This window comes from Sulfitobacter sp. LC.270.F.C4 (assembly GCF_032922545.1).
GTDB lineage: Bacteria > Pseudomonadota > Alphaproteobacteria > Rhodobacterales > Rhodobacteraceae > Sulfitobacter > Sulfitobacter profundi.
Genome location: NZ_CP136692.1, coordinates 1,277,796 through 1,298,383, shown reverse-complemented (window position 1 = coordinate 1,298,383; position 20,588 = coordinate 1,277,796). Strand labels below are relative to the sequence as shown.

At 62.3% G+C, this 20,588-nt stretch carries 21 protein-coding genes; 9 read left to right on the top strand and 12 right to left on the bottom strand.

Going from position 1 to position 20,588, the window contains the following annotated elements:
* Positions 1-46 precede the first annotated feature (46 nt).
* Positions 47-904, top strand: coding sequence for a bile acid:sodium symporter family protein (locus R1T45_RS10240; RefSeq protein ID WP_120351554.1), 858 nt, complete (start codon positions 47-49; stop codon positions 902-904).
* A gap of 69 nt (positions 905-973) precedes the next feature.
* Here R1T45_RS10240 and R1T45_RS10235 read toward each other — a convergent pair whose 3' ends face one another.
* Positions 974-1,438: a hypothetical protein gene (locus tag R1T45_RS10235; RefSeq protein WP_132445228.1), complete on the bottom strand. Its 465-nt coding sequence runs from the start codon at positions 1,436-1,438 to the stop codon at positions 974-976.
* A 223-nt stretch (positions 1,439-1,661) separates the two neighbouring features.
* On the opposite strand from R1T45_RS10235, the gene R1T45_RS10230 reads away from it, so the two are divergent.
* The 3 genes from R1T45_RS10230 to R1T45_RS10220 all read left to right on the top strand — a co-directional run bounded on the left by R1T45_RS10230 (position 1,662) and on the right by R1T45_RS10220 (position 5,240).
* Positions 1,662-2,489, top strand: a complete 828-nt coding sequence (locus R1T45_RS10230) for a hypothetical protein (RefSeq protein WP_317390759.1) — start codon at positions 1,662-1,664, stop codon at positions 2,487-2,489.
* 145 nt (positions 2,490-2,634) lie between these two features.
* Positions 2,635-3,678 (top strand): IS5 family transposase, encoded by a 1,044-nt coding sequence (locus tag R1T45_RS10225; protein ID WP_317389285.1) that lies wholly within the window; start codon positions 2,635-2,637, stop codon positions 3,676-3,678.
* A gap of 527 nt (positions 3,679-4,205) precedes the next feature.
* On the top strand, positions 4,206-5,240 hold the full coding sequence (locus tag R1T45_RS10220) for a hypothetical protein (protein ID WP_317390758.1): 1,035 nt from the start codon (positions 4,206-4,208) through the stop codon (positions 5,238-5,240).
* 1 nt (position 5,241) lies between these two features.
* Here the strand turns inward: R1T45_RS10220 and R1T45_RS10215 are convergent, their stop codons facing one another.
* The 4 genes from R1T45_RS10215 to mgtE all read right to left on the bottom strand — a co-directional run bounded on the left by R1T45_RS10215 (position 5,242) and on the right by mgtE (position 9,961).
* The gene (locus R1T45_RS10215) at positions 5,242-7,014 is read right to left on the bottom strand and encodes an SLC13 family permease (RefSeq protein WP_317390757.1); all 1,773 of its coding nucleotides are present in this window, start codon (positions 7,012-7,014) and stop codon (positions 5,242-5,244) included.
* Between the two features lie 93 nt (positions 7,015-7,107).
* Positions 7,108-7,920 (bottom strand): TIGR00282 family metallophosphoesterase, encoded by an 813-nt coding sequence (locus R1T45_RS10210; protein WP_120351558.1) that lies wholly within the window; start codon positions 7,918-7,920, stop codon positions 7,108-7,110.
* An 80-nt stretch (positions 7,921-8,000) separates the two neighbouring features.
* Positions 8,001-8,561 carry a 5-formyltetrahydrofolate cyclo-ligase gene (locus tag R1T45_RS10205; protein ID WP_317390756.1) on the bottom strand — a complete coding sequence of 187 codons (561 nt, stop codon included), beginning with the start codon at positions 8,559-8,561 and terminating at the stop codon, positions 8,001-8,003.
* A complete protein-coding gene (gene mgtE, locus R1T45_RS10200; RefSeq protein ID WP_093926818.1) occupies positions 8,558-9,961 on the bottom strand; it encodes a magnesium transporter in 1,404 nt (467 codons plus the stop codon). The genes R1T45_RS10205 and mgtE overlap by 4 nt, the downstream gene beginning before the upstream one ends.
* Before the next feature lie 121 nt (positions 9,962-10,082).
* Here mgtE and guaD point away from each other — a divergent pair, with 121 nt between their 5' ends.
* The gene (gene guaD, locus R1T45_RS10195; RefSeq protein ID WP_260009880.1) at positions 10,083-11,384 is read left to right on the top strand and encodes a guanine deaminase; all 1,302 of its coding nucleotides are present in this window, start codon (positions 10,083-10,085) and stop codon (positions 11,382-11,384) included.
* Between the two features lie 24 nt (positions 11,385-11,408).
* Here the strand turns inward: guaD and R1T45_RS10190 are convergent, their stop codons facing one another.
* From R1T45_RS10190 to R1T45_RS10175, 4 genes are all read right to left on the bottom strand, one after another.
* A complete protein-coding gene (locus R1T45_RS10190; protein WP_120351562.1) occupies positions 11,409-11,828 on the bottom strand; it encodes a CAP domain-containing protein in 420 nt (139 codons plus the stop codon).
* A complete protein-coding gene (locus tag R1T45_RS10185) occupies positions 11,825-13,159 on the bottom strand; it encodes an 8-oxoguanine deaminase (protein WP_317390755.1) in 1,335 nt (444 codons plus the stop codon). The genes R1T45_RS10190 and R1T45_RS10185 overlap by 4 nt, the downstream gene beginning before the upstream one ends.
* Before the next feature lie 133 nt (positions 13,160-13,292).
* Positions 13,293-14,093 (bottom strand): histidinol-phosphatase, encoded by an 801-nt coding sequence (hisN, locus tag R1T45_RS10180; protein WP_317390754.1) that lies wholly within the window; start codon positions 14,091-14,093, stop codon positions 13,293-13,295.
* Between the two features lie 115 nt (positions 14,094-14,208).
* The gene (locus R1T45_RS10175; protein WP_120351565.1) at positions 14,209-14,583 is read right to left on the bottom strand and encodes a helix-turn-helix domain-containing protein; all 375 of its coding nucleotides are present in this window, start codon (positions 14,581-14,583) and stop codon (positions 14,209-14,211) included.
* A 625-nt stretch (positions 14,584-15,208) separates the two neighbouring features.
* Here R1T45_RS10175 and R1T45_RS10170 point away from each other — a divergent pair.
* Entirely contained in the window at positions 15,209-15,985 is a 777-nt protein-coding gene (locus R1T45_RS10170; protein ID WP_317390753.1) for a Bax inhibitor-1/YccA family protein, read from the top strand.
* A gap of 79 nt (positions 15,986-16,064) precedes the next feature.
* Here R1T45_RS10170 and R1T45_RS10165 read toward each other — a convergent pair whose 3' ends face one another.
* The 3 genes from R1T45_RS10165 to R1T45_RS10155 all read right to left on the bottom strand — a co-directional run bounded on the left by R1T45_RS10165 (position 16,065) and on the right by R1T45_RS10155 (position 17,693).
* Positions 16,065-16,754: a VIT family protein gene (locus R1T45_RS10165; RefSeq protein WP_067942101.1), complete on the bottom strand. Its 690-nt coding sequence runs from the start codon at positions 16,752-16,754 to the stop codon at positions 16,065-16,067.
* 16 nt (positions 16,755-16,770) lie between these two features.
* Positions 16,771-16,929, bottom strand: coding sequence for a hypothetical protein (locus R1T45_RS10160; protein ID WP_165935557.1), 159 nt, complete (start codon positions 16,927-16,929; stop codon positions 16,771-16,773).
* Positions 16,930-17,000: 71 nt separating this feature from the next.
* Positions 17,001-17,693 carry a metal-dependent hydrolase gene (locus R1T45_RS10155; protein ID WP_317390752.1) on the bottom strand — a complete coding sequence of 231 codons (693 nt, stop codon included), beginning with the start codon at positions 17,691-17,693 and terminating at the stop codon, positions 17,001-17,003.
* Between the two features lie 325 nt (positions 17,694-18,018).
* On the opposite strand from R1T45_RS10155, the gene gatC reads away from it, so the two are divergent.
* From gatC to R1T45_RS10140, 3 genes are read left to right on the top strand one after another with little or no spacing between them, the layout of a single operon-like run.
* A complete protein-coding gene (gene gatC, locus R1T45_RS10150; RefSeq protein ID WP_067627510.1) occupies positions 18,019-18,306 on the top strand; it encodes an Asp-tRNA(Asn)/Glu-tRNA(Gln) amidotransferase subunit GatC in 288 nt (95 codons plus the stop codon).
* Positions 18,306-19,793 carry an Asp-tRNA(Asn)/Glu-tRNA(Gln) amidotransferase subunit GatA gene (gene gatA / locus R1T45_RS10145; RefSeq protein WP_317390751.1) on the top strand — a complete coding sequence of 496 codons (1,488 nt, stop codon included), beginning with the start codon at positions 18,306-18,308 and terminating at the stop codon, positions 19,791-19,793. The genes gatC and gatA overlap by 1 nt, the downstream gene beginning before the upstream one ends.
* A gap of 37 nt (positions 19,794-19,830) precedes the next feature.
* Positions 19,831-20,586 (top strand): hypothetical protein, encoded by a 756-nt coding sequence (locus R1T45_RS10140; RefSeq protein ID WP_260009896.1) that lies wholly within the window; start codon positions 19,831-19,833, stop codon positions 20,584-20,586.
* Positions 20,587-20,588 lie beyond the last annotated feature (2 nt).

Genomic DNA, 20,588 nt, shown 5'->3' with positions numbered 1-20,588 from the left:
ATCGCATTTGTCGCCCCTAGGCTGATTTCAGCTTTAGGGGGGACAAATGGATATTCTAATCAACGTCGTACTGCCGCTGTCTTTGGCGATCATCATGCTGTCGCTGGGGGTCGGCCTTACGGTCCAAGACTTCACCCGCGTTGCAAAATACCCGCGCGCTTTCGGGTTGGGCGCGCTGTGCCAAGTGGTGCTGGTGCCCGCCGCCGCTTGGGCCGTCGCCACGGCCTTTGGCCTCAGCGGAGAGCTGGCGGTGGGGCTGATGATCCTGTCCTTCTGCCCCGGCGGGGTGACCTCGAACATGGTCAGCAAATTCGCGCGGGGCGATGTGGCGCTGTCGGTGACTTTGACGGCGGTCGTCTCGCTCCTGAGCATTCTGACCGTGCCGATCTTCACCGCCATCGCCGTGCGACATTTCATGGGCGATGCGGCCCCGGATGTGTCGGTCGCAACACTTGCCATGGCGATGTTTCTGATCACCACCCTGCCCGTCGCGCTTGGGCTGCTGCTGCGCCACGGCGCGCCTGCCTTGGCCCTGCGGATCGAGCCGGGTCTCTCGGCCCTCGCCGCGCTGCTTTTTGTGCTGATCGTGCTGGCCGCTTTGGCCGGGAACTGGAGCCTTTTTGCTGAGAACCTCGCCAGCCTCGGGCCTGCGCTCATCAGCTTTAACGTCGTTTTAATGCTGCTGGGGCTGGGCATCGCCGGGGCCGCGGGGCTGGCGTGGCGGACGCGCAAGACGATTTCGATTGAGGTCGGCATTCAGAACGCCACGCTGGGCATCACCCTCGCCGCTTTGATATCGGGCCAAGCCTCGGGGTTCAGCGCCTACGCCCTGCCCTCGGCGGTCTATGGGATTACCATGTATCTGGTGGCCCTGCCCTTTGTGCTTTGGTTTCGCAAGCGCTGAGAGTGGGGGGCCGCACAAACAAAAGGCGCGCCCCGAGGGACGCGCCTTTCTTGTTTAAGGGACGGGCCATCAGGCCATGTCGAAAGCGTCGTCCTCACAGAGGTCGGGCTCTTCGTCTTCCTCCGAAGGCATGGAGGCAAGGCTGAGCGCGTCCAAAAGAGCGGTCGCGCCGTCGGATGTGTCGGCGGCGTCGGGGTCGGCCATGTCGGGATCGACCATACCCGTCACCTCAAGAACTTCCCCGCCAGTCTCGTCCGAGTCGACGACGAGGCGCATCCCGCTCAGATCGATATCCTCGAACGACAGTGAGCCGGGAAAGGTCCACAGGGTAAAGTTGGTACTGCTGACCTCCCCTTCCGAACTATCAGCGGTCGTGCCGAACTGCAGACCGACATCAAAATTGCCCCCCGCTTGGGGACCGTCGGTGAAACCGTCAACTCCGTCATCAACAGCCTTCACGTCCGTGAGGTGATACCCCTCGGCGTTCACATCAGGGAAGAAGTTCAGTTCTTCGATCGCACTCCCGTCAGTCACATTGAAGAAAAGTCCGTTGATATCTGCGTGGGACTCAGCTTCAGGGTCTGTGGGTGATAGGTTGAAGTGCAACTCGCCATTAGGCATCTCAGTGACGGCGACTGTGGTCTCTCCATTCTCCCCCATCAGGAATTTCAGAACGGTTTTATCGTCGCCACCGGTATCACTACCTTGCGTACCGCCAGAGCCGGAGCCCTTCGTTCCGCAAGTGCCGGAGCCCTTGGTGCCGCCAGAGCCGGAACCCTTCGTACCACCAGAACCGGAGCCCTTCGTGCCGCCCGAGCCGGAACCCTTCGTACCGCCAGAACCGGAACCCTTCGTACCGCCAGAGCCGGAGCCCTTCGTACCGCCCGAACCAGAACCTTTCGTGCCACCAGAACCGGAACCCTTCGTGCCGCCAGAGCCGGAGCCCTTCGTACCGCCAGAACCGGAGCCCTTCGTGCCACCCGAGCCGGAACCCTTCGTACCGCCAGAACCGGAGCCCTTCGTGCCACCCGAGCCGGAACCCTTCGTACCGCCAGAGCCGGAGCCCTTCGTACCGCCAGAACCGGAGCCCTTCGTGCCACCCGAGCCGGAACCCTTCGTACCGCCAGAGCCGGAGCCCTTCGTACCGCCAGAACCAGAACCCTTCGTGCCACCAGAACCGGAACCCTTCGTGCCGCCAGAGCCGGAACCCTTCGTACCACCAGAACCGGAGCCCTTCGTGCCGCCCGAGCCGGAACCCTTCGTACCGCCAGAACCGGAACCCTTCGTGCCGCCAGAGCCGGAGCCCTTCGTACCGCCAGAACCGGAGCCCTTCGTGCCACCCGAGCCGGTGCCCTTGGTGCCACCCGAACCAGAACCCTTGGTGCCGCCAGAACCGGTGCCCTTCGTGCCGCCAGAGCCGGTGCCTTTGGTACCACCAGAGCCGGAACCCTTGGTGTCACCCGAACCAGAACCCTTGGTGCCGCCAGAACCAGAACCCTTGCCGTCATCGCTCCCGTCGAACTTCCCGGCCAGGTTTTCGTCATACCATTTCGCGAAGGAGGATCCCTCTACCCCGCCGTTGTGATAGGACTTCGTTCCGCTGGCGTCGCAACCGCTGCCCGCCGCACCATCGGTGGACCAGCTATCGTCTTTAGGGCACCTCTAAAAATTGCGCTGACCTTGGCGCTGCTTTATGATTGAGGCGACGGATCGGCACAGGGGATGCAGCCATGGCGCAGATGGGTTTTTTCGATCTTTCCGACCGCTATGCGAGCTTGGATGTCAAGAGGGACCCGCTGGTCGCGATCGACGCCGTGGTGCCATGGGAGGAATTCCGGCCAACGCTTGAGGGGGTTTGGCGCAAACCGGATTCAGAGCGTAAATCGCGCGCGGGGCGCAAGCCGATCGACGCGATCGTGATGTTCAAGGCGCTGGTTCTGAGCGCGCTCTACAACCTGTCGGACGATCAGATTGAATATCAGGTGCGCGACCGGCTGTCGTTCATGAGGTTCCTGGGCCTCGGACTGGAGGACCGTGTGCCGGACGCCAAGACGGTCTGGCTCTACCGCGAGGCGCTGGCTCAGGCGGGCATGGTGGAGGCGCTGTTCAAGCAATTCGACGGCCATCTGGCGCGGCAGGGCTACATCGCGCGGGGCGGACAGATCCTGGATGCGTCCATCGTGCCGGTGCCGAAGAACCGCAACACCCGCGAGGAAAACAAGACCATCAAGAGCGGCGAGGTGCCCGAGGACTGGGAAAACAAGCCCGCGATGCGCTCACAGAAAGACTTGGACGCGCGCTGGACGAAAAAGCACGGCAAGAGCCATTACGGTTACAAGAACCATGTGAATGTGGACCGCAAGCACAAGCTGGTGCGGCGCTATGACGTCACTGACGCAGCCGTGCATGACTGTCAGGCGGTGGATCACCTGCTGATGCGGGGCAACACCGGCGCGGGCGTCTGGGCGGATTCTGCCTATAGGTCCGAGGAGATGGAGGCGAAGCTGCGAGCGCGCAAGCTGACCAGCCACATTCACCGCAAGGGCAAGCGGGGCAAGCCGCTGACCGAACAGGCCAAGGGCAGCAACCGAACCAAATCCACGGTGCGGGTCCGGGTCGAACATGTCTTCGGCGCGCAGACCAACGACATGGGCGGCACGCTGGTGCGCACGATCGGCATGGTGCGGGCCAAGGCGAAGATCGGAATGAAAAATCTTGCCTATAACATGCGCCGCCTCGTCCAGTTGCGCCGCATCAACCCGTGCCCGGCATGAAGACCGGGCAAACCAGCGACCAGATCAGGCCGCAAGGCCGTAAAAGCCAGGCGTGAAAGGCGCCGCGCCGTGACCGTCCCGGGGCGCCAGGCACCAACCGACTGCCTACCTCCCGCTTCTAGCCACACGCACTGCTGTGCGGCTACGAAAATGGTTAAAAATCGAGGTGCCCTTTACTGTTCCAACCTTTAGAGAATCTGTAACCCATGACACCAATCCCTCATATACTTTTGCAGTCGCGACCGCTTTGCAGCGCCACGTCCCCCACAGACTTGCGAAACTAACAGGCGCAATTCTCTTTCGGCAAATTCTTTCCATTTTTTCGATGAATGAGGCCAGATGTCGACATAATCGCGAAACAGTAACGCGCCGCGCAGACGCATTGTCCTTTGGTATAGGCCAAACATACCGAATGGCGGCGAATCACTCCGGCCGGATAGGCTGAAATTGCCTTTGTTTTGCCCAAAACCCGCCGTACCCTCGACCGTCAAAACGCCTAGACAGACGGAAACACCAGCGGAGGCCCCATGGCACGACCCAAGGAACAAAGCGCTCAGGCGCAGATCGTCGCAGCGGCGCGCAAGCATTTTGGCCAAGACGTGGCACGGGTATCGGCCCCCGGTGGTGAGAACCGGTCAAGTTTCCGGCTGCACCTGACCGATCGCACCGTCATCGCAACCCTGCGCCCGAACTTTCGCCGCACCCATTTAGAAGCCCATGTGCTGACCGAACTTGGCCGCCATTGCAGCGACCTGCCCGAATGTCTGGGCGTGGTTGGCGATATCATGTTCCAATCCGATGTCGGCAAACGCCGCCTCAATGTTGAGGTCGCGCAGGTCGCGCCAGCGGTACAGCTTGATCTTGCGGGAGAGGCCGTATCGGCCATTTTTCGCATCCATGGCGCCGCGCGCCAGACCGAGTTGAACGCCATCATGCCGCATCTGGGCAACAACCGCGATTGGGTGCTGAACTTCGTTGATGCGGTGGACTTTCTAAAGGACCTCGGGGGCGGCATTTCAGACCAGTTCGACCGCACCGCCGCCTATGAACGTATCAACGCCCCGGCGCGGCAATTCGTGAAATGGGACTGCCGGTCGGGCAATGCCGCGATTGGCCGGGATGACAAATTGCGTTGGTTCGATTTTGAATATGCCGGGCTGCGCCATGGCGCCGAAGACATCGCTTGGCTGATCGGGGATGAGGCGTGGCCCGTCGCCCCGCAGGACATGGTCGACGTGGTAATCGACGCCTTCGATCCCACCTGCGGCATCCCCCTGCCCGACTACCTTGACTACCTTTCGGTTTACCTAACCTTCCATGCTGTGCAGCGGCTTAAGCTAATCAGCAAGGAAGCCAAGAAACGTGGCTGGCTGAGCAAAGACCGCATCCGGCGCTATGACGATGCAGGCGTGCACCCCGAATTCGCGGCGCATATCTGCCGGGTTGGGGCCTATTTCTCGGACCAATCCGAACTCACCGCGCCGCTGACACGCAACTTCCTTGAGGCGCAGGCGGGATTTGAAGCGATCGTCGCCCAGACCGAAAAGCAGCGCAGCGCCTGAGTTACCAAAACAGCGGGATCACCGCGCTTACCAACAGCGACATGCTCAGGTTCAGCGGGATCCCGATGCGCATGAAATCGGTGAATTTATACCCCCCCGGCCCGTAAACCAGCGTGTTGGTCTGATAGCCGATGGGCGTGGCAAAGGCGCAGGAGGCCGCGATCATCACCGCCACAACCAGCGGGCGCGGGTCCATGCCAAGCGCAGTGCTGAGGCTGATGGCGATCGGCGTCATGATGACTGCCACAGCATTGTTGCTGACGATCTCGGTAAGGGTCGTGGTCAGCAGGAACACCGCCCAGATGATGAAAAACGGCGGCAACTGTGCCAATCCCGGCGCGATATTGTCGACGATCAGCGCAATCGCCCCTGAGTTCTGCAGGGCAGCGCCAACGGCCAGCATGGCAAAGATCAGCGCCAACAAGCGCCCTTCGACGAAAGAGAATGCCTCCTCTGCGTCGATACAGCCGGTCACCAGCACCACGGCCACGGCGATCACGGCCAAGGCCAAGATCGGCGCGACGTTGAAGGCGGCCAGTGTGACGATGCCCACCAGCGCCGCGATGGCAATCGGCGCATGGCCCCGCCGAAACGCACGGGCCGAGGGTTGGGTCACGTCAACGAGGTTCATCTCGCTGGCCAGACGCTGAATATCCTCCGCCGCGCCTTCCAGCAGCAGCGTGTCCCCCACTTTGACGATCAACTGGTCAAGCTGTTGGCCGATATTCTGGTTCCGCCGATGCACCGCCAGCGGATAGACGCCATAGCGCCGCCGCAGCCGCATGGAGCCCAAACTACGCCCCACCATCCGGCAACCGGGGGTGATCAGCACTTCGACGGTCGTGGTCTCCACCGCCGAAAGCTGGTCAACCCGGCGCAGTTCTTTGTTGTTTTGCAGGCTCAACAGCTCGGTCATCTGGGTCCGCAGCACCACGCGGTCCCCGACCTGAAGCTCAACGCCTTTGAGGTTGCGGCGCAATGAATCGTCGCCTCGCACCACGTCGATCAACCGCACGCCCTCGCGTTTGAACAGCTGCACGTCCAGCACTTCGCGGCCAATCAAGTTGCTTTCAGGGGGGATCACCGCCTCGGTAAAGAACTTCATCTTGGAGCGATCCGAGAGCATATTCGCCATGCTGTCGCGCGCGGGCAGCAGTTTGTCGGCGAAAAACAGCATGTAAATCAAACCCCATGTGCAGACGACAAGACCCACGGGAAGGATCTCGAAGATCCCGAAAGGCGCCATCCCCTGCGACCGCGCCACACCATCGACCAACAGGTTGGTCGAGGTGCCGATCAGCGTGAGTGAACCGCCCATAATCGCGGCATAGCTGAGCGGAATCAGCAGCTTAGAGGCTTTGGTATTGAGCGTACGGGTGAGTTGCACCACCACCGGGATCATCACCACGACGACGGGCGTGTTGTTCATGATCGCACTCGCCGCCATGACCGACAGGATCACCCCCGCCACCGCCGTCTTGGGGTGGGTCTTGGCCGAGCGTTCGGCCAGCCGGGTTAGCACATCCAACGCCCCGGTCCGCACCAAGGCCCCCATGATGATGAACATGGCCGCAATGGTCCAAGGCGCGGGGTTCGACAGCACCGCCAGCGCATCGTCATAGGGCAAGACGCCGATGGCCAGCAAAAGCGCGGCACCGGCGATGGCGACCACTTCGGTGGGGAAAGCTTCGCGCAGGAAAAGCACGAACATCATGCCGACGACCACGAGGGTGAGCACCGCCGTCTCCATCGGAGAGAAGCTGAAAAATTCCATCAAGAACCTGTCATTCGGGCAAAAGGCCGTTGTCCAGTTACGCCGATTGCGGCCTTCGGTGCAAGCGCGACGCGTCGCCGCGCCGTGCTGAACTTAAGGTGCGCTGGCCTGCAAGGCACCGCCCTCGCGCACCGGCACGATCCGTGTGGCGCGGCCCGTGCGGTCATCGGTCTCAATATAGACACCCGACAGCGTTGCCTCGCCATTGGCAGGGGTGAAACGTTCGCGCGGCATGCCGGTGATGAAACGGCGCAGCGGCTCGGCCTTATCCATGCCGATCACCGAATGATAATCGCCGCACATGCCCGCATCGCTGAGGTAGGCCGTCCCGCCCGGCAGGATCATCGCATCGGCCGTGGGCACATGGGTATGGGTGCCGACAACAAGGCTCGCGCGCCCATCGCACCAATGGCCCATGGCCATCTTCTCGCTCGTGGCTTCGCAGTGCATATCGACGATGATCGCCTGCGCCATTCCGCCCAGAGGGTGCGTTTTCAGCACCGGCTCCAGCGCCGAAAAGGGATCATCAAAGGGGCGTTTCATAAAGACTTGGCCGAGCGCTTGGGTCACCAGAACCTTCTTGCCGTTCTGCGCCGTGAACAGCTTGGCCCCCTTGCCCGGTGCATTCTTAGAAAAGTTCAGCGGGCGGATCACGCGCGGCTCCTGCTCTATAAAGCTGAGCATGTCTTTCTGGTCAAAAGCATGATCGCCAAGGGTCAGGCAATCGGCCCCGGCCTCTAGCAACGTCTTGGCATGTGCGCCCGAAAGCCCCATGCCGCCGGTCGCATTCTCGCCATTGACCACAATGAAATCGAGCTTCCAGTCGCGCCGCAGCCGCGCCAGATTTTCGGTGATCGCCCGCCGTCCGGCCCGGCCCATCACATCGCCAAGAAACAAAATCTTCATAACTTATGGACTAGGACGCGCGCGGCTTGGCGGCAACCCTTATTCCGCTTGGGGCCTTATCCCGCGTGGGCCGGTTAACGTCACGCCACCTCAATCACCCCGGCCTCTGTCACGATCAGATCCAGCGGCTCATCGGTGTCTTCCAACGGAACGTCGTCGCTCTCCTGCCCGGCAAAGGCGAAACCGATTGCCATCGTGGCCCTGCGCGTGCGCAGCATTGCCAGTGTCCGATCATAAAATCCGCCGCCATAGCCCAGCCGCGCGCCTGCGCGGTTAAAGGCCAGCAGCGGAACGATCACGATCTCGGGTTCGAAAAAATCGTTATGTTCGGGGATCATCGCGCCGAAAGTGCCCGCCACCATCGGCGTCTCGGGTGTCCAGCGCGAAAAGGACAGCGGGTGGTCGGGCCACATGATCACCGGCACGCCGACCGGGCCGTGGGCGCAGGCCTCGGCCATGGCCGGGCGGGGGTCGATTTCGGTGCGAATGGGCATGAAGCCCGAAAGCGGCACGCCGCGATAGCCTGCCAAAACTTCAGACAGATACCCAGCCTGCGCGGCATTCGCCTGTTCAAACAACGGCTTGCGGCGGGCAAAGGCGGCCTTGCGCGCCGCGGCCTTACGCGCTGCAGCCTCGCTCACAAAAGCACCAGCGCCGCGAGACCGAGGAAGGCAAAGAAGCCGACAACATCCGTCACCGTGGTCACAAAGGCCCCCGAGGCGAGCGCCGGGTCAATCCCGAACCGCTCCAGCAAAATCGGGATACCGGTGCCCGCAAGCCCCGCCACCACAAGGTTAATAACCATCGCGGTCGCGATCACATAGCCAAGCGCCGGAGAGCCGAACCAGATCACCCCGACAATCCCCATGATCACCGCAAAGATCAGACCGTTCACCAGCCCCACCAGAACCTCCCGCCGGATCACCCGCCAGACGTTCGAGCCGGTAAGGTCTTTCGTCGCAATCGCACGCACCGCGACGGTCAGGCTCTGCGTACCCGCGTTGCCGCCCATGGAGGCGACGATCGGCATCAGCACCGCCAGCGCCACGATCTGCGCGATGGCGGCTTCGAACTGAGAAATCACCATCGAGGCGGCAATCGCCGTCACGAGGTTCACCGCGAGCCACGGCAGACGCTGTTTGGTCGTTTCCGCCACACGGTCGGAAAGTGAGCCCTCGCCCACACCCGCCAGTCGCAGGATGTCTTCTTCGTGTTCTTCGTCGAGCACCGCCATGGCGTCGTCGATGGTGATGACACCGATCAACCGCCCCTCTTCATCAACCACAGGGGCCGAGATCAGGTGGTACTGGTTAAACGCATAGGCCACGTCGCCCTCGTCCCGCATGGCGGGGATGATCTGGAAGGTTTCCTCCAGGATATCCGCCAGCCGCGTCTCGCGGCGCGAGCGCATCAGCTTGCCCAGCGTCACGTTACCCACCGGGTGCAGGCGCGGGTCGACCATGACGATGTGATAAAACTGGTCTGGCAGGTCTTCTTCCTTGGTGGCGCGCAGATGGTCGATGGTCTGGCCCACCGTCCAATGCTCGGGCGCCATCACAACCTCGCGCTGCATCAGACGACCGGCGGAGTATTCCGGCCAGTTCAGCGCCTGCTCAACGGCGACCCGGTCAGTCTCTTCCAGCGCGTCGAGGATGGTTTCCTGCTGCGCGTCTTCCAGATCTTCGATCAGGTCAACCACATCATCGCTGTCAAGCTCGCGCACCGCTTGGGTCAACACCTGCGGCGTCAGGATCGAGATGACTTCTTCGCGGATCGACTCGTCGAGTTCCGACAGAATCTCGCCGTCGAACTCCTGGCCATAAAGCCGGATCAACGCGGCGCGGTCATCCTCGTCGATCTGCTCCAAAAGGTCAGCGATGTCCGCCGCGTGCAGCGGTTCCATCAACTGGGTCAGATGGGCTTGATCGTTGGCCTCTACGGTTTCAAGGATCGCGGCAACGGCCTTGCGGTCCAGCATATAAGCTTCGGCATTCTCCTCAGAGGGTACCGCCGGATCCAGCTCTTCGATCTGCTCTGCCATCCGCGTTCTCCGTGCCTGTGCTGCGCTTTGGGCCGACAATATGCAAGCGCCCGCACGGGCACAATGCCGCCCGCGACGCTTCGGTATTGTTCCCCGTCTCGCCCTCACCTAAACCACTGGCATGACAAATCAACGACTCCTTTTGGGCGCGACGCTCAGCTATTCCGGCAACCCGATGCAAAGCGCGTGGGAGGATGCCGTGAAGATCGACACCGAAGGCGGTGTCTTGATCGAAGACAGTCGCATTGTCGCCGTGGGCAATGGCGAACGCCTGCGTGCCGACCATCCGCAGGCCGAGGTGACGCGCTATGGCGATGCGTTGATTTGTCCGGGCTTTGTCGATGCCCACGTGCATTATCCGCAGACCGCGATCATCGCGTCATGGGGCAAGCGGCTGATCGACTGGCTGAACACCTACACCTTCCCCGAAGAGATGCGCCTTTCGGATCCGGCCTATGCGGGCGACATCGCCGCGCGCTATTTGGACCTGACGCTGGCCCATGGGACCACCACTGTTGCGTCTTACTGCACGATCCACCCCCACAGCGCCGACGCGCTGTTTCAGGCGGCAGAGGATCGCGGCCAACGGATCGTAGCGGGCAAGACCTGCATGGACCGCAACGCCCCCGAGGGGCTGCGCGACACGGTGCAATCGGCCTATGACGACAGCAAAGCGCTGATCGAGCGTTGGCACGGCAAGGGCCGCGCGAGCTATGCGATCACGCCGCGTTTCTCTCCGACCTCAACGCCCGAACAACTCTCGGCCCTCGGTGCGCTTTGGGCAGAGCATCCGACCTGCCTGATGCAGACCCACCTCAGCGAGCAGACGGATGAGATCGAATGGGTGCGCGGCCTGTTCCCAGAGGCGCGCGATTACCTTGATACCTATGAGGCCCATGGGCTGCTGGGCGAACGCGGGCTCTACGGCCATGCGATCCACCTAGAGCCGCGTGAGATTGACCGGCTGGCAGAGACAGGCGGGGCGCTGGTGCATTGCCCCACCTCCAATACGTTTATCGGTTCGGGGCTGTTTGACATGACCGGGCTTGCCGCGCGGGGCATTCCGCTGGCGCTGGCAACGGATACCGGGGGCGGCTCTTCCTTCTCGATGCTGCGAACGATGGCCGCAGCCTATGAGGTCGGCCAGTTGCGCGGCACCCCGCTGCACGCGGCGCAGCTGATCTGGCTCGCCACCGCAGGCTCGGCCCGCAGCCTGCATCTGCAGGATCACGTCGGCAGTCTGGCCGAAGGGATGGAGGCGGATATCACCGTGCTATCGCTCAACTCCACCCCCGCCATCGCTCAGCGTCACGCGGCAGCCAAGGATATCTGGGAAAGCCTCTTCGCCACCATCATGATGGGCGATGACCGCGCGATTGCAGATGTTTGGGTTGCGGGTGCGCGTCGGGGTGGCACGGCGTAACGCACCACCCGCGATTGGGTTGCCTCAGCAGGGCGCGCCCAGCACCATCACCCAAACCTCACTATCGGCCTGCACCAACCCCATCTCTTCGGCGCGGCTGTCGACCATATTGCGGTAATGCCCCGGTGAGTTGGTCCAGCCGGTCATGACCTCATCCAATGACTGCTGCCCCTTGGCGATATTCTCGGCCACAAAGCACCATTGATAGCCCGCCATCGCGGCACGACGGCCCACATCCGTGCCATCGCGGCCCTTATGGCTGAAATAGTCGTGCTCTGCCATATCGCTGGCATGGGTTTGCGCCGCTTGCGCCAAACGGCCATCATAGACGAGAGGTTTGAGCCCCTGCACATCCCGCAACGCATTTACGCGCTCCAACCCCATGGGGTCGGCCAATGCCGGCATGCCCGCCAGCATCAGGATCGATAGAAAAAATGGCCTCATTCAGCCAAGCCTTTCGCCAATTCGTTTTGCCGCGCCACCTGTGCGGCCAAGTCAATCGTGGTGACGCGACCATCGCGCACCACCTGACGGCCTTCAACGAAAAGGTCGCGCACCGCCGTCGGACCGGCAAGAAGCAGCGCAGCCGGATCCCAACTGCCCGCACTATGCACGCCGGAAACATCCCAGATTGCCACATCGGCGCGTTTGCCGGGCATCAGCCGCCCGCAATCAGGGCGCCCCAGCACATCCGCCCCGCCGCGTGTGGCCAGTTCCAAGGCGGCGCGGGGGCTCATCGCATCAGCGCCACGGGACACACGCTGCAACAGCATCGCCTGCCGCGCCTCAGCGGCGAGATTGCCGCTGTCGTTGCTGGCCGATCCATCGACCCCCAGCCCCAGCGGCACGCCTGCATCCAGCATCGCCCGTACCGGCGCGATGCCTGACCCAAGGCGGCAATTGGAACAGGGGCAATGCGCGACCCCGGTGCGGGTCCGGGCAAAGAGGTCAATCTCAGACGCGTCCAACTGCACACAATGGGCATGCCAAACGTCATCGCCCAGCCAACCAAGGCTTTCGGCATATTCTCCGGGGCGGCAGCCGAATTTCTCCAGCGAATAGGCCACATCCTCGGCGTTTTCGGCCAGATGGGTGTGCAGCATCACGCCCTTGTCCCGTGCCAGAAGCGCCGTGTCGCGCATCAACTCGCGACTGACCGAGAAAGGTGAACAAGGTGCCAATCCGACACGACACATCGACCCTTCGGCAGGATCATGGAAGGCGTCGACCACGCGGATGCAATCTTCCAAGATCGCCGCTTCCCGCTCCACCAGCGCATCGGGTGGCAGGCCACCATCGCTTTCACCGATGCTCATCGACCCGCGCGTGGGGTGAAACCGCAGGCCCAGTTCGGCGGCGGCGTGGATCGTATCCTCCAGCCGCACGCCGTTTGGGTAGAGATAAAGGTGGTCCGAACTCAGGCTACAGCCCGACAGCGCCAGTTCCGCCAACCCAATCTGGGCCGAGACGAACATATGCTCCGGTCCCATGCGCGCCCAGATCGGATAGAGCCGCTGCAACCAGCCAAAGAGCAGCGCATCCTGTGCGCCCGGCACGGCGCGGGTCATGCTTTGGTAAAGATGGTGATGCGTGTTCACGAGACCCGGCGTGACGACACAGCCTTTGGCCTCGACAATCTCGCCCTCCGTCCGAAGGCCCTGCCCGATCTCGGCAATCACCCCGTCGCGCAGCAACAGGTCTGCACCGGCAAGCTCGCGCCGGGTATCGTCCATCGTGATAAGGTAATCCGCGCCGCGGATGAGGGTCTCTGCCATAGGTCACACTTTTCGCTATGCCCGTCTCATGCAAAGTGTGTGTGGCCGATGGAAAACGGGCGAGAGAACCGGCCTTTACGGCATTTATCGCATCCCGCCGGGGCCGGTCAATCCGCGGGTTTCGACAATTGGATCAATATGCGGAAAGGACCGCAAGCGCCTGCGCGTGGATTTCGCGGTTGGCCGCCGCAAGCGCCCTGCCCCCCTCATGCACCGGGTTGCCCTGCCAATCGGTGACGATCCCCCCTGCCGCTTGGATCACTGCGATGGGCGCTTGAATGTCATAGGCGTTCAACCCTGCCTCGATCACCAGATCGACCTGCCCGGCCGCGACCAGCGCATAGGCGTAGCAATCCATGCCATAGCGGGTCAGCAGCGCCTGCGAGGCCACGGCCCGAAAGGCGTTGGCCTCATCGGGGCTGCCGACCTCGGGGAATGTGGTGAAAACGATGGCCTGTCGCAGGTCCCGCGCCGCGCGGGCCTGCAGGGGGCGGCTTCCATGCGGCCCGGTCATCAGCGCGCCATCCGGTGCGCCCTCGAACCGCTCGCCGATATAGGGCTGGTCAATGATGCCGTAGAACGGCCCCGACGCATCGCTGACCGCGATCAGCACGCCCCAAGTCGGCGTGCCGCTGAGAAACCCGCGTGTGCCGTCAATCGGGTCAAGCACCCACGTCAGCCCCGACGTGCCGGGCTGCGCGCCATATTCCTCGCCCAAGATGCCATCGGCGGGCCGTTCCGCCGCCAAGATATCGCGCATCGCCCGTTCGGCGGCGCGATCCGCCTCGGTCACGGGGTCAAAGCCGGTACCGAGCTTGTTGTCGGCCTGCAAATCAAGGCTGCGGAAATAGGGCAGGATCACCTGACGCGCCGCATCCGCCATCAGATGGGCGACGCGGCGAATATCAGGATCAAAATCAGTGGCGTTCATCATGACGAAGACCTGACAGTTTGCGCGGGTTTGCGCAAGCCTGCCAATGCTTTAGAAAGTCGGGCCCTAGAATGTTGGCCCTTCAAAAGCTAGGCCAAGAAAGACGACCCGGATGGGATCAGGCCACATCGCTCAGCACGCGGGCCAGTTCGAACAACCGGCGGCGCTGGTTCTCGGGGATGGCATAGTAAGAACGGACCAGCTCCATCGCCTCTTTGTCGGCCATCAGATCGGCTGGCAGCCCGTCCACCGCTGGGCCATCTGCGACCTCTTCGTCTTTCAATCCTTCAAAGAAGAAAGACACAGGCACGCCAAGCGCATCCGCGATATCCCAAAGCCGCGAAGCGCTGACGCGGTTGGCGCCGGTTTCGTATTTTTGTATCTGTTGGAATTTGATTCCGACGAGTTCCGCCAGTTTCTGTTGGGTCATCCCCGTCAGCCAGCGCCGCTGCCTGATACGTTTACCCACATGTACATCTACCACATGCACCATATTCTTTAATCCTTATAGGGCACATGCGACCGTGCCAATCTCTGTTCCAAACAAGGACGAAGTGTGCCGTTGCTTCACGCAATACCGCAGGGGTTGCGTGAAAGTCCTACCTCCTATCATAGCGGTTGCGTTGAATTCGGCAAAGAAATTTCACGTGATGGTAAAAATCTGTTCCGTTTCGACCGCAACCTCAGGCGGTGCACTGCCCCTCTCTCTCTTTGACCGGCGGGCGTTGAATCTCCAAGTTTCCTTGGCTGTAGTGGTTTCCCGCTCGGCAACCAGTGGATGAACGCGAAGAATATCAATCGGTTCCCCCCGGAATAGTTCAAATGCCGTTTTTCTGGCTCTCGGGTGGTTCACGTCACCGTTACCGGCACCCCGCCGCGCCGCCAAAGCGTCGGTGCTTTTCCGCCGATCACCGCACCTTGGGCGCCCCGCCCGCCCGAAACAGAGGTCTTACCGACCCTCAGCGCGCGCCCCTGACAAATCCAGGGCGAAACCCGCGATTATTGCCGTGATATCAGGCTGCAAGACACTTGAAATTCGCCCCTTCAGGCCCGATATTCAAAGCCAAGAACGTGTCGGCCGGGTTTCGACACGCAACTTTGCCAATGGGAGTCACTAAATGGCTGACGTCAATTCAATTCGCTCTGCTGCCGGGTCGCGCGTCGCCGCGATCGACGAGGGTCTGCGCGCTCATATGAACAAGGTGTATGGCACCATGTCGATCGGCATGCTCATCACCTTCGCCGCGGCTTGGGCCATCTCTGGGCTGTCGGTTACCTCCGACCCCTCCGCCGCCGTGGCGCAGCTTAGCCAAGATAAGTACCTGACGCAGTTGGGCTATGCGCTCTATGCTTCGCCGCTGAAATGGGTCGTGATGTTCGCGCCGCTCGCTTTTGTCTTTGGCTTTAGCGCGATGATCAACAAAATGTCCGCCGCCACGGCGCAAACGGTCTTCTATGCTTTTGCCGCCGTCATGGGCATCTCGATCAGCTCGATCTTTCTGGTCTTCACCGGCTATTCCATCGCGCAGGTCTTTTTGATCACGTCGATCGCCTTCGCCGGTCTGTCGCTCTGGGGCTACACCACCAAGAAGGACATCTCCGGCTGGGGCAGCTTCCTGATCATGGGCGTGATCGGTCTGGTTGTCGCGTCGATCGTTAACATCTTCCTCGCCTCTTCGGCGCTGATGTTCGCGATTTCGGCCATCGGTGTTCTGATCTTCGCGGGTCTGACCGCCTATGACACCCAGAAGATCAAGACCGAGTATCTGGCCCACGCGCATCACGGCGACACTGAGTGGTTGGGCAAGGCCGCGATCATGGGCGCGCTGAGCCTCTATCTGGACTTCATCAACATGTTCATGATGTTGCTGTCGCTCTTCGGCAACCGCGAGTAATCGCTGGACCATCTGATGCGAAAGGCCGGCCCTGAAAGGGGTCGGCCTTTTTCTTTGGCGGCATTTAAAGTCAAAGCGGTCAGCCAATCGCTCCGAAAAGATGGCCGACCCCCGCGGTCACGGCCATGGCCAAACCACCCCAGAAAACGACACGCCTGATGGCGGGCCGTTTCGGCGCACCGCCCAATTGTGCCCCGCCCGCGCCAAGCAGCACCAGCGCCAGCAACGCAACCAAAGCGATCGTCAGGCCACGCGCCCCCGCAGGGGCCAGAACAGCCGCCAACAAGGGCAGCCCGCCGCCCAAGGCAAAGGCCAGCGCCGAGGCGCCCGCCGCCTGCAGCGGATCGGCCTGACCGGCAAGGCCGAACATGCCCAACTCTTCGCGCGCGTGGGCGCCCAAGGCGTCATGGTCGGTCATCTGTGCTGCGACTTCCAACGCGAGGTCACTTTCCACGCCCCGGTTCTCCAGCCCTTCGGCAAGTTCGCTCAGCTCGTAATCCGGGTCTTCGATCAGGGCCACGCGCTCGCGCTCCAAATCGGCCTTCTCAACATCCGCCTGTGCCGAGACCGAGACATACTCCCCTGCCGCCATTGACAGCGCCCCGGCGGTGAGCCCCGCAAGCCCGGTCAGCAAGACATTGCCCTGCGCCATGCCAGCCGCGCTCACCCCCACCAGCAGACTGGCAGAGGAGACGATACCATCGTTGGCCCCCAAAACGGCAGCGCGCAGCCAATTGCTGCGGTTGATGAAGTGACCTTCTTTGGGCATCTCAGCCGCCTTACGTCTATTGCGGCTGGTACACCAAAAGATGCGCCGGGAAGATGACTGGCCGGTCACCACCCACGCCGGTAAAGCCGACACTGCCGGTAGGCTCGGCCCGGTCCAGCGGGGCGCAGGCCCCCAGCGTCAGCAACAAGATCACGGCAGTCGTTTTGGCAAACATGGCATTTCCCCGGTGGTTCATTCAGGTATCCCCCGTTCCGCCTTGGCGCGCAAGGCGGTCGGGGCAGTTGGTCAGACGGTGATCGGCTGCATCACCTGCGGCTCCACCACATCGACGCCGGGCAGGCCATCGGTCAACGCCTGCGCCGATTGCTCCAGCGCGTCGAAGGTGCGGTAGTGGCAGGGGATAACCGTCTTGAAATTAAAATAGCGTTTCGCGGCATAGGCGGCCTGCGCCATGTCCATCGTGAAATGCCCGCCCGCGGATAGAATGCCAATGTCGGGTTTGTGATAGTCGCCCATCCAATCCATATCCGCCATGATCGCTGTGTCGCCGGAATGATAGATCGTATGCCCCTCGCCCGAGATCATGAACCCCGTCTCCATCCCGGTGTAGATCGGCCCGTTGTCGCCTTCCACGGATGAGGAATGCGAGGCCGGAACCATGGTGATCGCCACTTCGCCCGTGCGGATCGTGCCGCCTTTGTTAAAGCCCGTGGTTTGTGCGACGCCTTTGCTTTCGAGCCAGCCCATCAGTTCGACCATCCCCGCCACCGGCGCATTGGTCCGGCTTGCGATATCGGCGATGTCAGCCGTGTGGTCGAAATGGCCGTGGGTGACGAGGATTTGAGTCGCGCCTTTGATCGCCTCGGCATGGTGTTCCTCAGGCAGCATCGGGTTGTCTTTGAGCCAAGGGTCGATCAGCAGCACTTGATCTTCGATCTCGATGCGGAATGAGCCGTGGCCGAGCCAGATGATGTTCATGAGGGTCTCCTGAGTGATGTGGGTTTTACGTCAGATTTGACCCTCCGAAGCGCGGAATCAAGTAAACGCCTCCGCATGCCACCAGCCCGGAATCAAGGGCGCATGCCCGCCGGGCAGCGCCAGACCGGCCCAACGGGCTGGCGCTTCTGCAAGCCGGACGCCATCCCGCCATCGCGCAATACCCCAGCAAACATAAATTGCCCAACTGCTTCGAAGCAGGCGCCATCCCCCGGTCTGGCGCTGCCCGGCTCCGCTTCGCCCCTCTCAAACCCTTGCGAGGCCCGCCCCCAAACGGTAGAGGAGCCTCAAAGAGATGGAGATGTTCATGTCGATCGACGAAAACACCGCCGCACGGGTGGCGAAACTGGCCCGGATCAAGGTTGAACCCGAGGCGCTTCCGGCGCTGGCGGAAGAGTTCAACAACATCCTCGGCTTTATCGAGCAGCTGTCCGAGGTGGATGTCGACGGCGTCGAGCCGATGACCTCCGTGACCCCGCAACGCCTGAAGCGGCGCGAGGATGTGGTCACCGATGGCGACCAGCAGGACCGCGTGCTGGCCAATGCCCCCGATGCCCGTGAAGGGTTCTTTGCCGTGCCGAAGGTGGTGGAATAATGACCGATCTGAACAAACTGAGCCTTGCCGAAGCCCGCGATGCCCTGCGCAAGGGTGAGACCACCTCCCGCGATCTGACCGAAGCCTGCCTCAAAGCCATCGACGGCGCAGGCGCGCTGAACGCCTTTGTGCACCGCACCCCCGAGATCGCGATGGAACAAGCCGCCGAGGCTGACGCCCGCATCAAACAGGGCGACGCGCCTGCCATGTGCGGCCTGCCCATCGGCATCAAAGACCTCTTCTGCACCAAAGGCGTGCCAAGCCAAGCGGGCAGCCGCATCCTCGAAGGGTTCCTGCCCGAATATGAAAGCACCGTCAGCCAAAAGCTGAAAGACAGCGGCGCGGTCATGCTAGGCAAGCTCAACATGGACGAATTCGCCATGGGCTCGTCGAACGAGACTTCCGTCTATGGCAACGCGGTGAATCCGTGGCGCCGCGCGGGTGACACGGCGGACCTGACACCGGGCGGCTCCTCGGGCGGTTCCGCCGCCGCCGTGGCGGCTGATCTGTGCCTCGCCGCGACCGGCACCGACACCGGCGGCTCGATCCGCCAGCCTGCGGCCTTTACCGGCACCGTGGGCATCAAGCCGACCTATGGCCGCTGCTCGCGTTGGGGCATCGTCGCATTCGCCTCAAGCCTCGACCAAGCCGGGCCGATGACCAAGACCGTGCGCGACGCCGCGATCATGCTGGAAGCCATGTGCGGCCATGACGCCAAGGACAGCACCAGCGCCGATCTGGCCGTGCCGGACTTTGAGGCGGCCCTCACTGGCGACATCCGTGGCAAGAAAATCGGCATCCCGCGCGAATACCGCATGGATGGCATGCCCGAAGAGATCGACAAGCTCTGGCAAGACGGCATCGCCATGATGAAGGACGCAGGCGCCGAGATCGTCGACATTTCGCTGCCGCACACGAAATACGCCCTGCCCGCTTATTATGTCATCGCGCCTGCCGAAGCCTCCTCGAACCTCGCGCGCTATGACGGGGTGCGCTTTGGCCACCGCGCCAAGCTCGACCACGGCGACGGCATCACCGAGATGTACGAGAAAACCCGCGCCGAGGGCTTCGGCCACGAGGTGCAGCGCCGCGTCATGGTTGGCACCTATGTGCTCTCCGCAGGCTTCTACGACGCCTATTACAACCGCGCCCGCAAGGTCCGCACCCTGATCAAGAAAGACTTCGAAGACGTCTTTGCCCAAGGCATCGACAGCATCCTGACCCCAGCCACGCCTTCGGCCGCCTTTGGTCTGGGCGAGATGAAGGATGCCGATCCGGTGGCGATGTATCTCAACGACGTGTTCACCGTAACGGTGAACCTTGCCGGTCTGCCCGGTGTCGCGCTGCCGACGGGGCAAAGCGCCACAGGCTTGCCGTTGGGTCTGCAACTGATCGGGCGCCCGTGGGAAGAGGCCGAGTTGCTGTCCTCCGCCTATGCGCTGGAGAAGGCGGCCGGTTTTGTGGCCAAGCCCGAGAAATGGTGGTAAGCCGCAGGGCGGTGAATAAGAGGCGAGAGCGGGTCAGATGATCACACGGACACTTCTAGCGATGACAGCAGGCGGTCTTTTGGCAGCCTGCCAACCGGCTATCCCCGATTCCGGGAACATCAACAGCGGGCGCGGCGTCGGCTTTGGCGACAGCAATTTCGAAGCCGAGCAGCGCGCACGCGATGCGGCGCTGGCGGGCGACGGCAGCTTCACCTCTGACGTGACCGCCCAGCCGTTAGATGACGGCTCCCCCGAAGCGACGGCGGCGGAAACTGCCCGCGTTCTGGCGGCGACCCGTCCGGGCGGGGCAAGCAACGGTCTGGGCAATGACGCCACGACCAACTCGGGCGTTTCCCCGGTGAACGCCAGCCCGTCGAACCCGCCCCCCGCCGCGGTCAACGCCGTTGGCATCTCGAACGAGAACAACTTTGACGCGGTATCGGGCCAGCGCAGCATTCAAGACGACGCGGCCCGTGTGGCCGCCAACCGCGCCCAATATCAGGTGGTTCAGCCCGAAGCACTGCCAGAGCGTCGGAACGTCGGCCCGAACATCGTCGCCTATGCGCTGCAATCCAACCAATCGGTCGGTCAGCAGGTCTATAGCCGTATCGGCTTTAACAAGGCCCGCAAGTTTGAACGTGCCTGCGCGCAGTACAGCCACGCCGACCAAGCGCAGATTGCTTTCCTTGAGGCCGGTGGCCCCGAAAAGGACCGCGAGGGCATGGACCCCGATGGCGATGGCTTCGCCTGCAACTGGGATCCCACTCCCTTCCGCCGGGCTGCGCAGGGCTGATA

What these genes read in the sequence shown, in the direction of transcription:
- R1T45_RS10240 (WP_120351554.1), top strand. Translation starts at nt 47, where the DNA reads ATGGATATTCTAATCAACGTCGTACTGCCGCTGTCTTTGGCGATCATC.
- R1T45_RS10225 (WP_317389285.1), top strand. Translation starts at nt 2,635, where the DNA reads ATGGCGCAGATGGGTTTTTTCGATCTTTCCGACCGCTATGCGAGCTTG.
- R1T45_RS10220 (WP_317390758.1), top strand. Translation starts at nt 4,206, where the DNA reads ATGGCACGACCCAAGGAACAAAGCGCTCAGGCGCAGATCGTCGCAGCG.
- R1T45_RS10215 (WP_317390757.1), bottom strand. Translation starts at nt 7,014, where the DNA reads ATGGAATTTTTCAGCTTCTCTCCGATGGAGACGGCGGTGCTCACCCTC.
- R1T45_RS10210 (WP_120351558.1), bottom strand. Translation starts at nt 7,920, where the DNA reads ATGAAGATTTTGTTTCTTGGCGATGTGATGGGCCGGGCCGGACGGCGG.
- mgtE (WP_093926818.1), bottom strand. Translation starts at nt 9,961, where the DNA reads ATGGCAGAGCAGATCGAAGAGCTGGATCCGGCGGTACCCTCTGAGGAG.
- guaD (WP_260009880.1), top strand. Translation starts at nt 10,083, where the DNA reads ATGACAAATCAACGACTCCTTTTGGGCGCGACGCTCAGCTATTCCGGC.
- R1T45_RS10190 (WP_120351562.1), bottom strand. Translation starts at nt 11,828, where the DNA reads ATGAGGCCATTTTTTCTATCGATCCTGATGCTGGCGGGCATGCCGGCA.
- R1T45_RS10185 (WP_317390755.1), bottom strand. Translation starts at nt 13,159, where the DNA reads ATGGCAGAGACCCTCATCCGCGGCGCGGATTACCTTATCACGATGGAC.
- hisN (WP_317390754.1), bottom strand. Translation starts at nt 14,093, where the DNA reads ATGATGAACGCCACTGATTTTGATCCTGATATTCGCCGCGTCGCCCAT.
- R1T45_RS10175 (WP_120351565.1), bottom strand. Translation starts at nt 14,583, where the DNA reads ATGGTGCATGTGGTAGATGTACATGTGGGTAAACGTATCAGGCAGCGG.
- R1T45_RS10170 (WP_317390753.1), top strand. Translation starts at nt 15,209, where the DNA reads ATGGCTGACGTCAATTCAATTCGCTCTGCTGCCGGGTCGCGCGTCGCC.
- R1T45_RS10165 (WP_067942101.1), bottom strand. Translation starts at nt 16,754, where the DNA reads ATGCCCAAAGAAGGTCACTTCATCAACCGCAGCAATTGGCTGCGCGCT.
- R1T45_RS10160 (WP_165935557.1), bottom strand. Translation starts at nt 16,929, where the DNA reads ATGTTTGCCAAAACGACTGCCGTGATCTTGTTGCTGACGCTGGGGGCC.
- R1T45_RS10155 (WP_317390752.1), bottom strand. Translation starts at nt 17,693, where the DNA reads ATGAACATCATCTGGCTCGGCCACGGCTCATTCCGCATCGAGATCGAA.
- gatC (WP_067627510.1), top strand. Translation starts at nt 18,019, where the DNA reads ATGTCGATCGACGAAAACACCGCCGCACGGGTGGCGAAACTGGCCCGG.
- gatA (WP_317390751.1), top strand. Translation starts at nt 18,306, where the DNA reads ATGACCGATCTGAACAAACTGAGCCTTGCCGAAGCCCGCGATGCCCTG.
- R1T45_RS10140 (WP_260009896.1), top strand. Translation starts at nt 19,831, where the DNA reads ATGATCACACGGACACTTCTAGCGATGACAGCAGGCGGTCTTTTGGCA.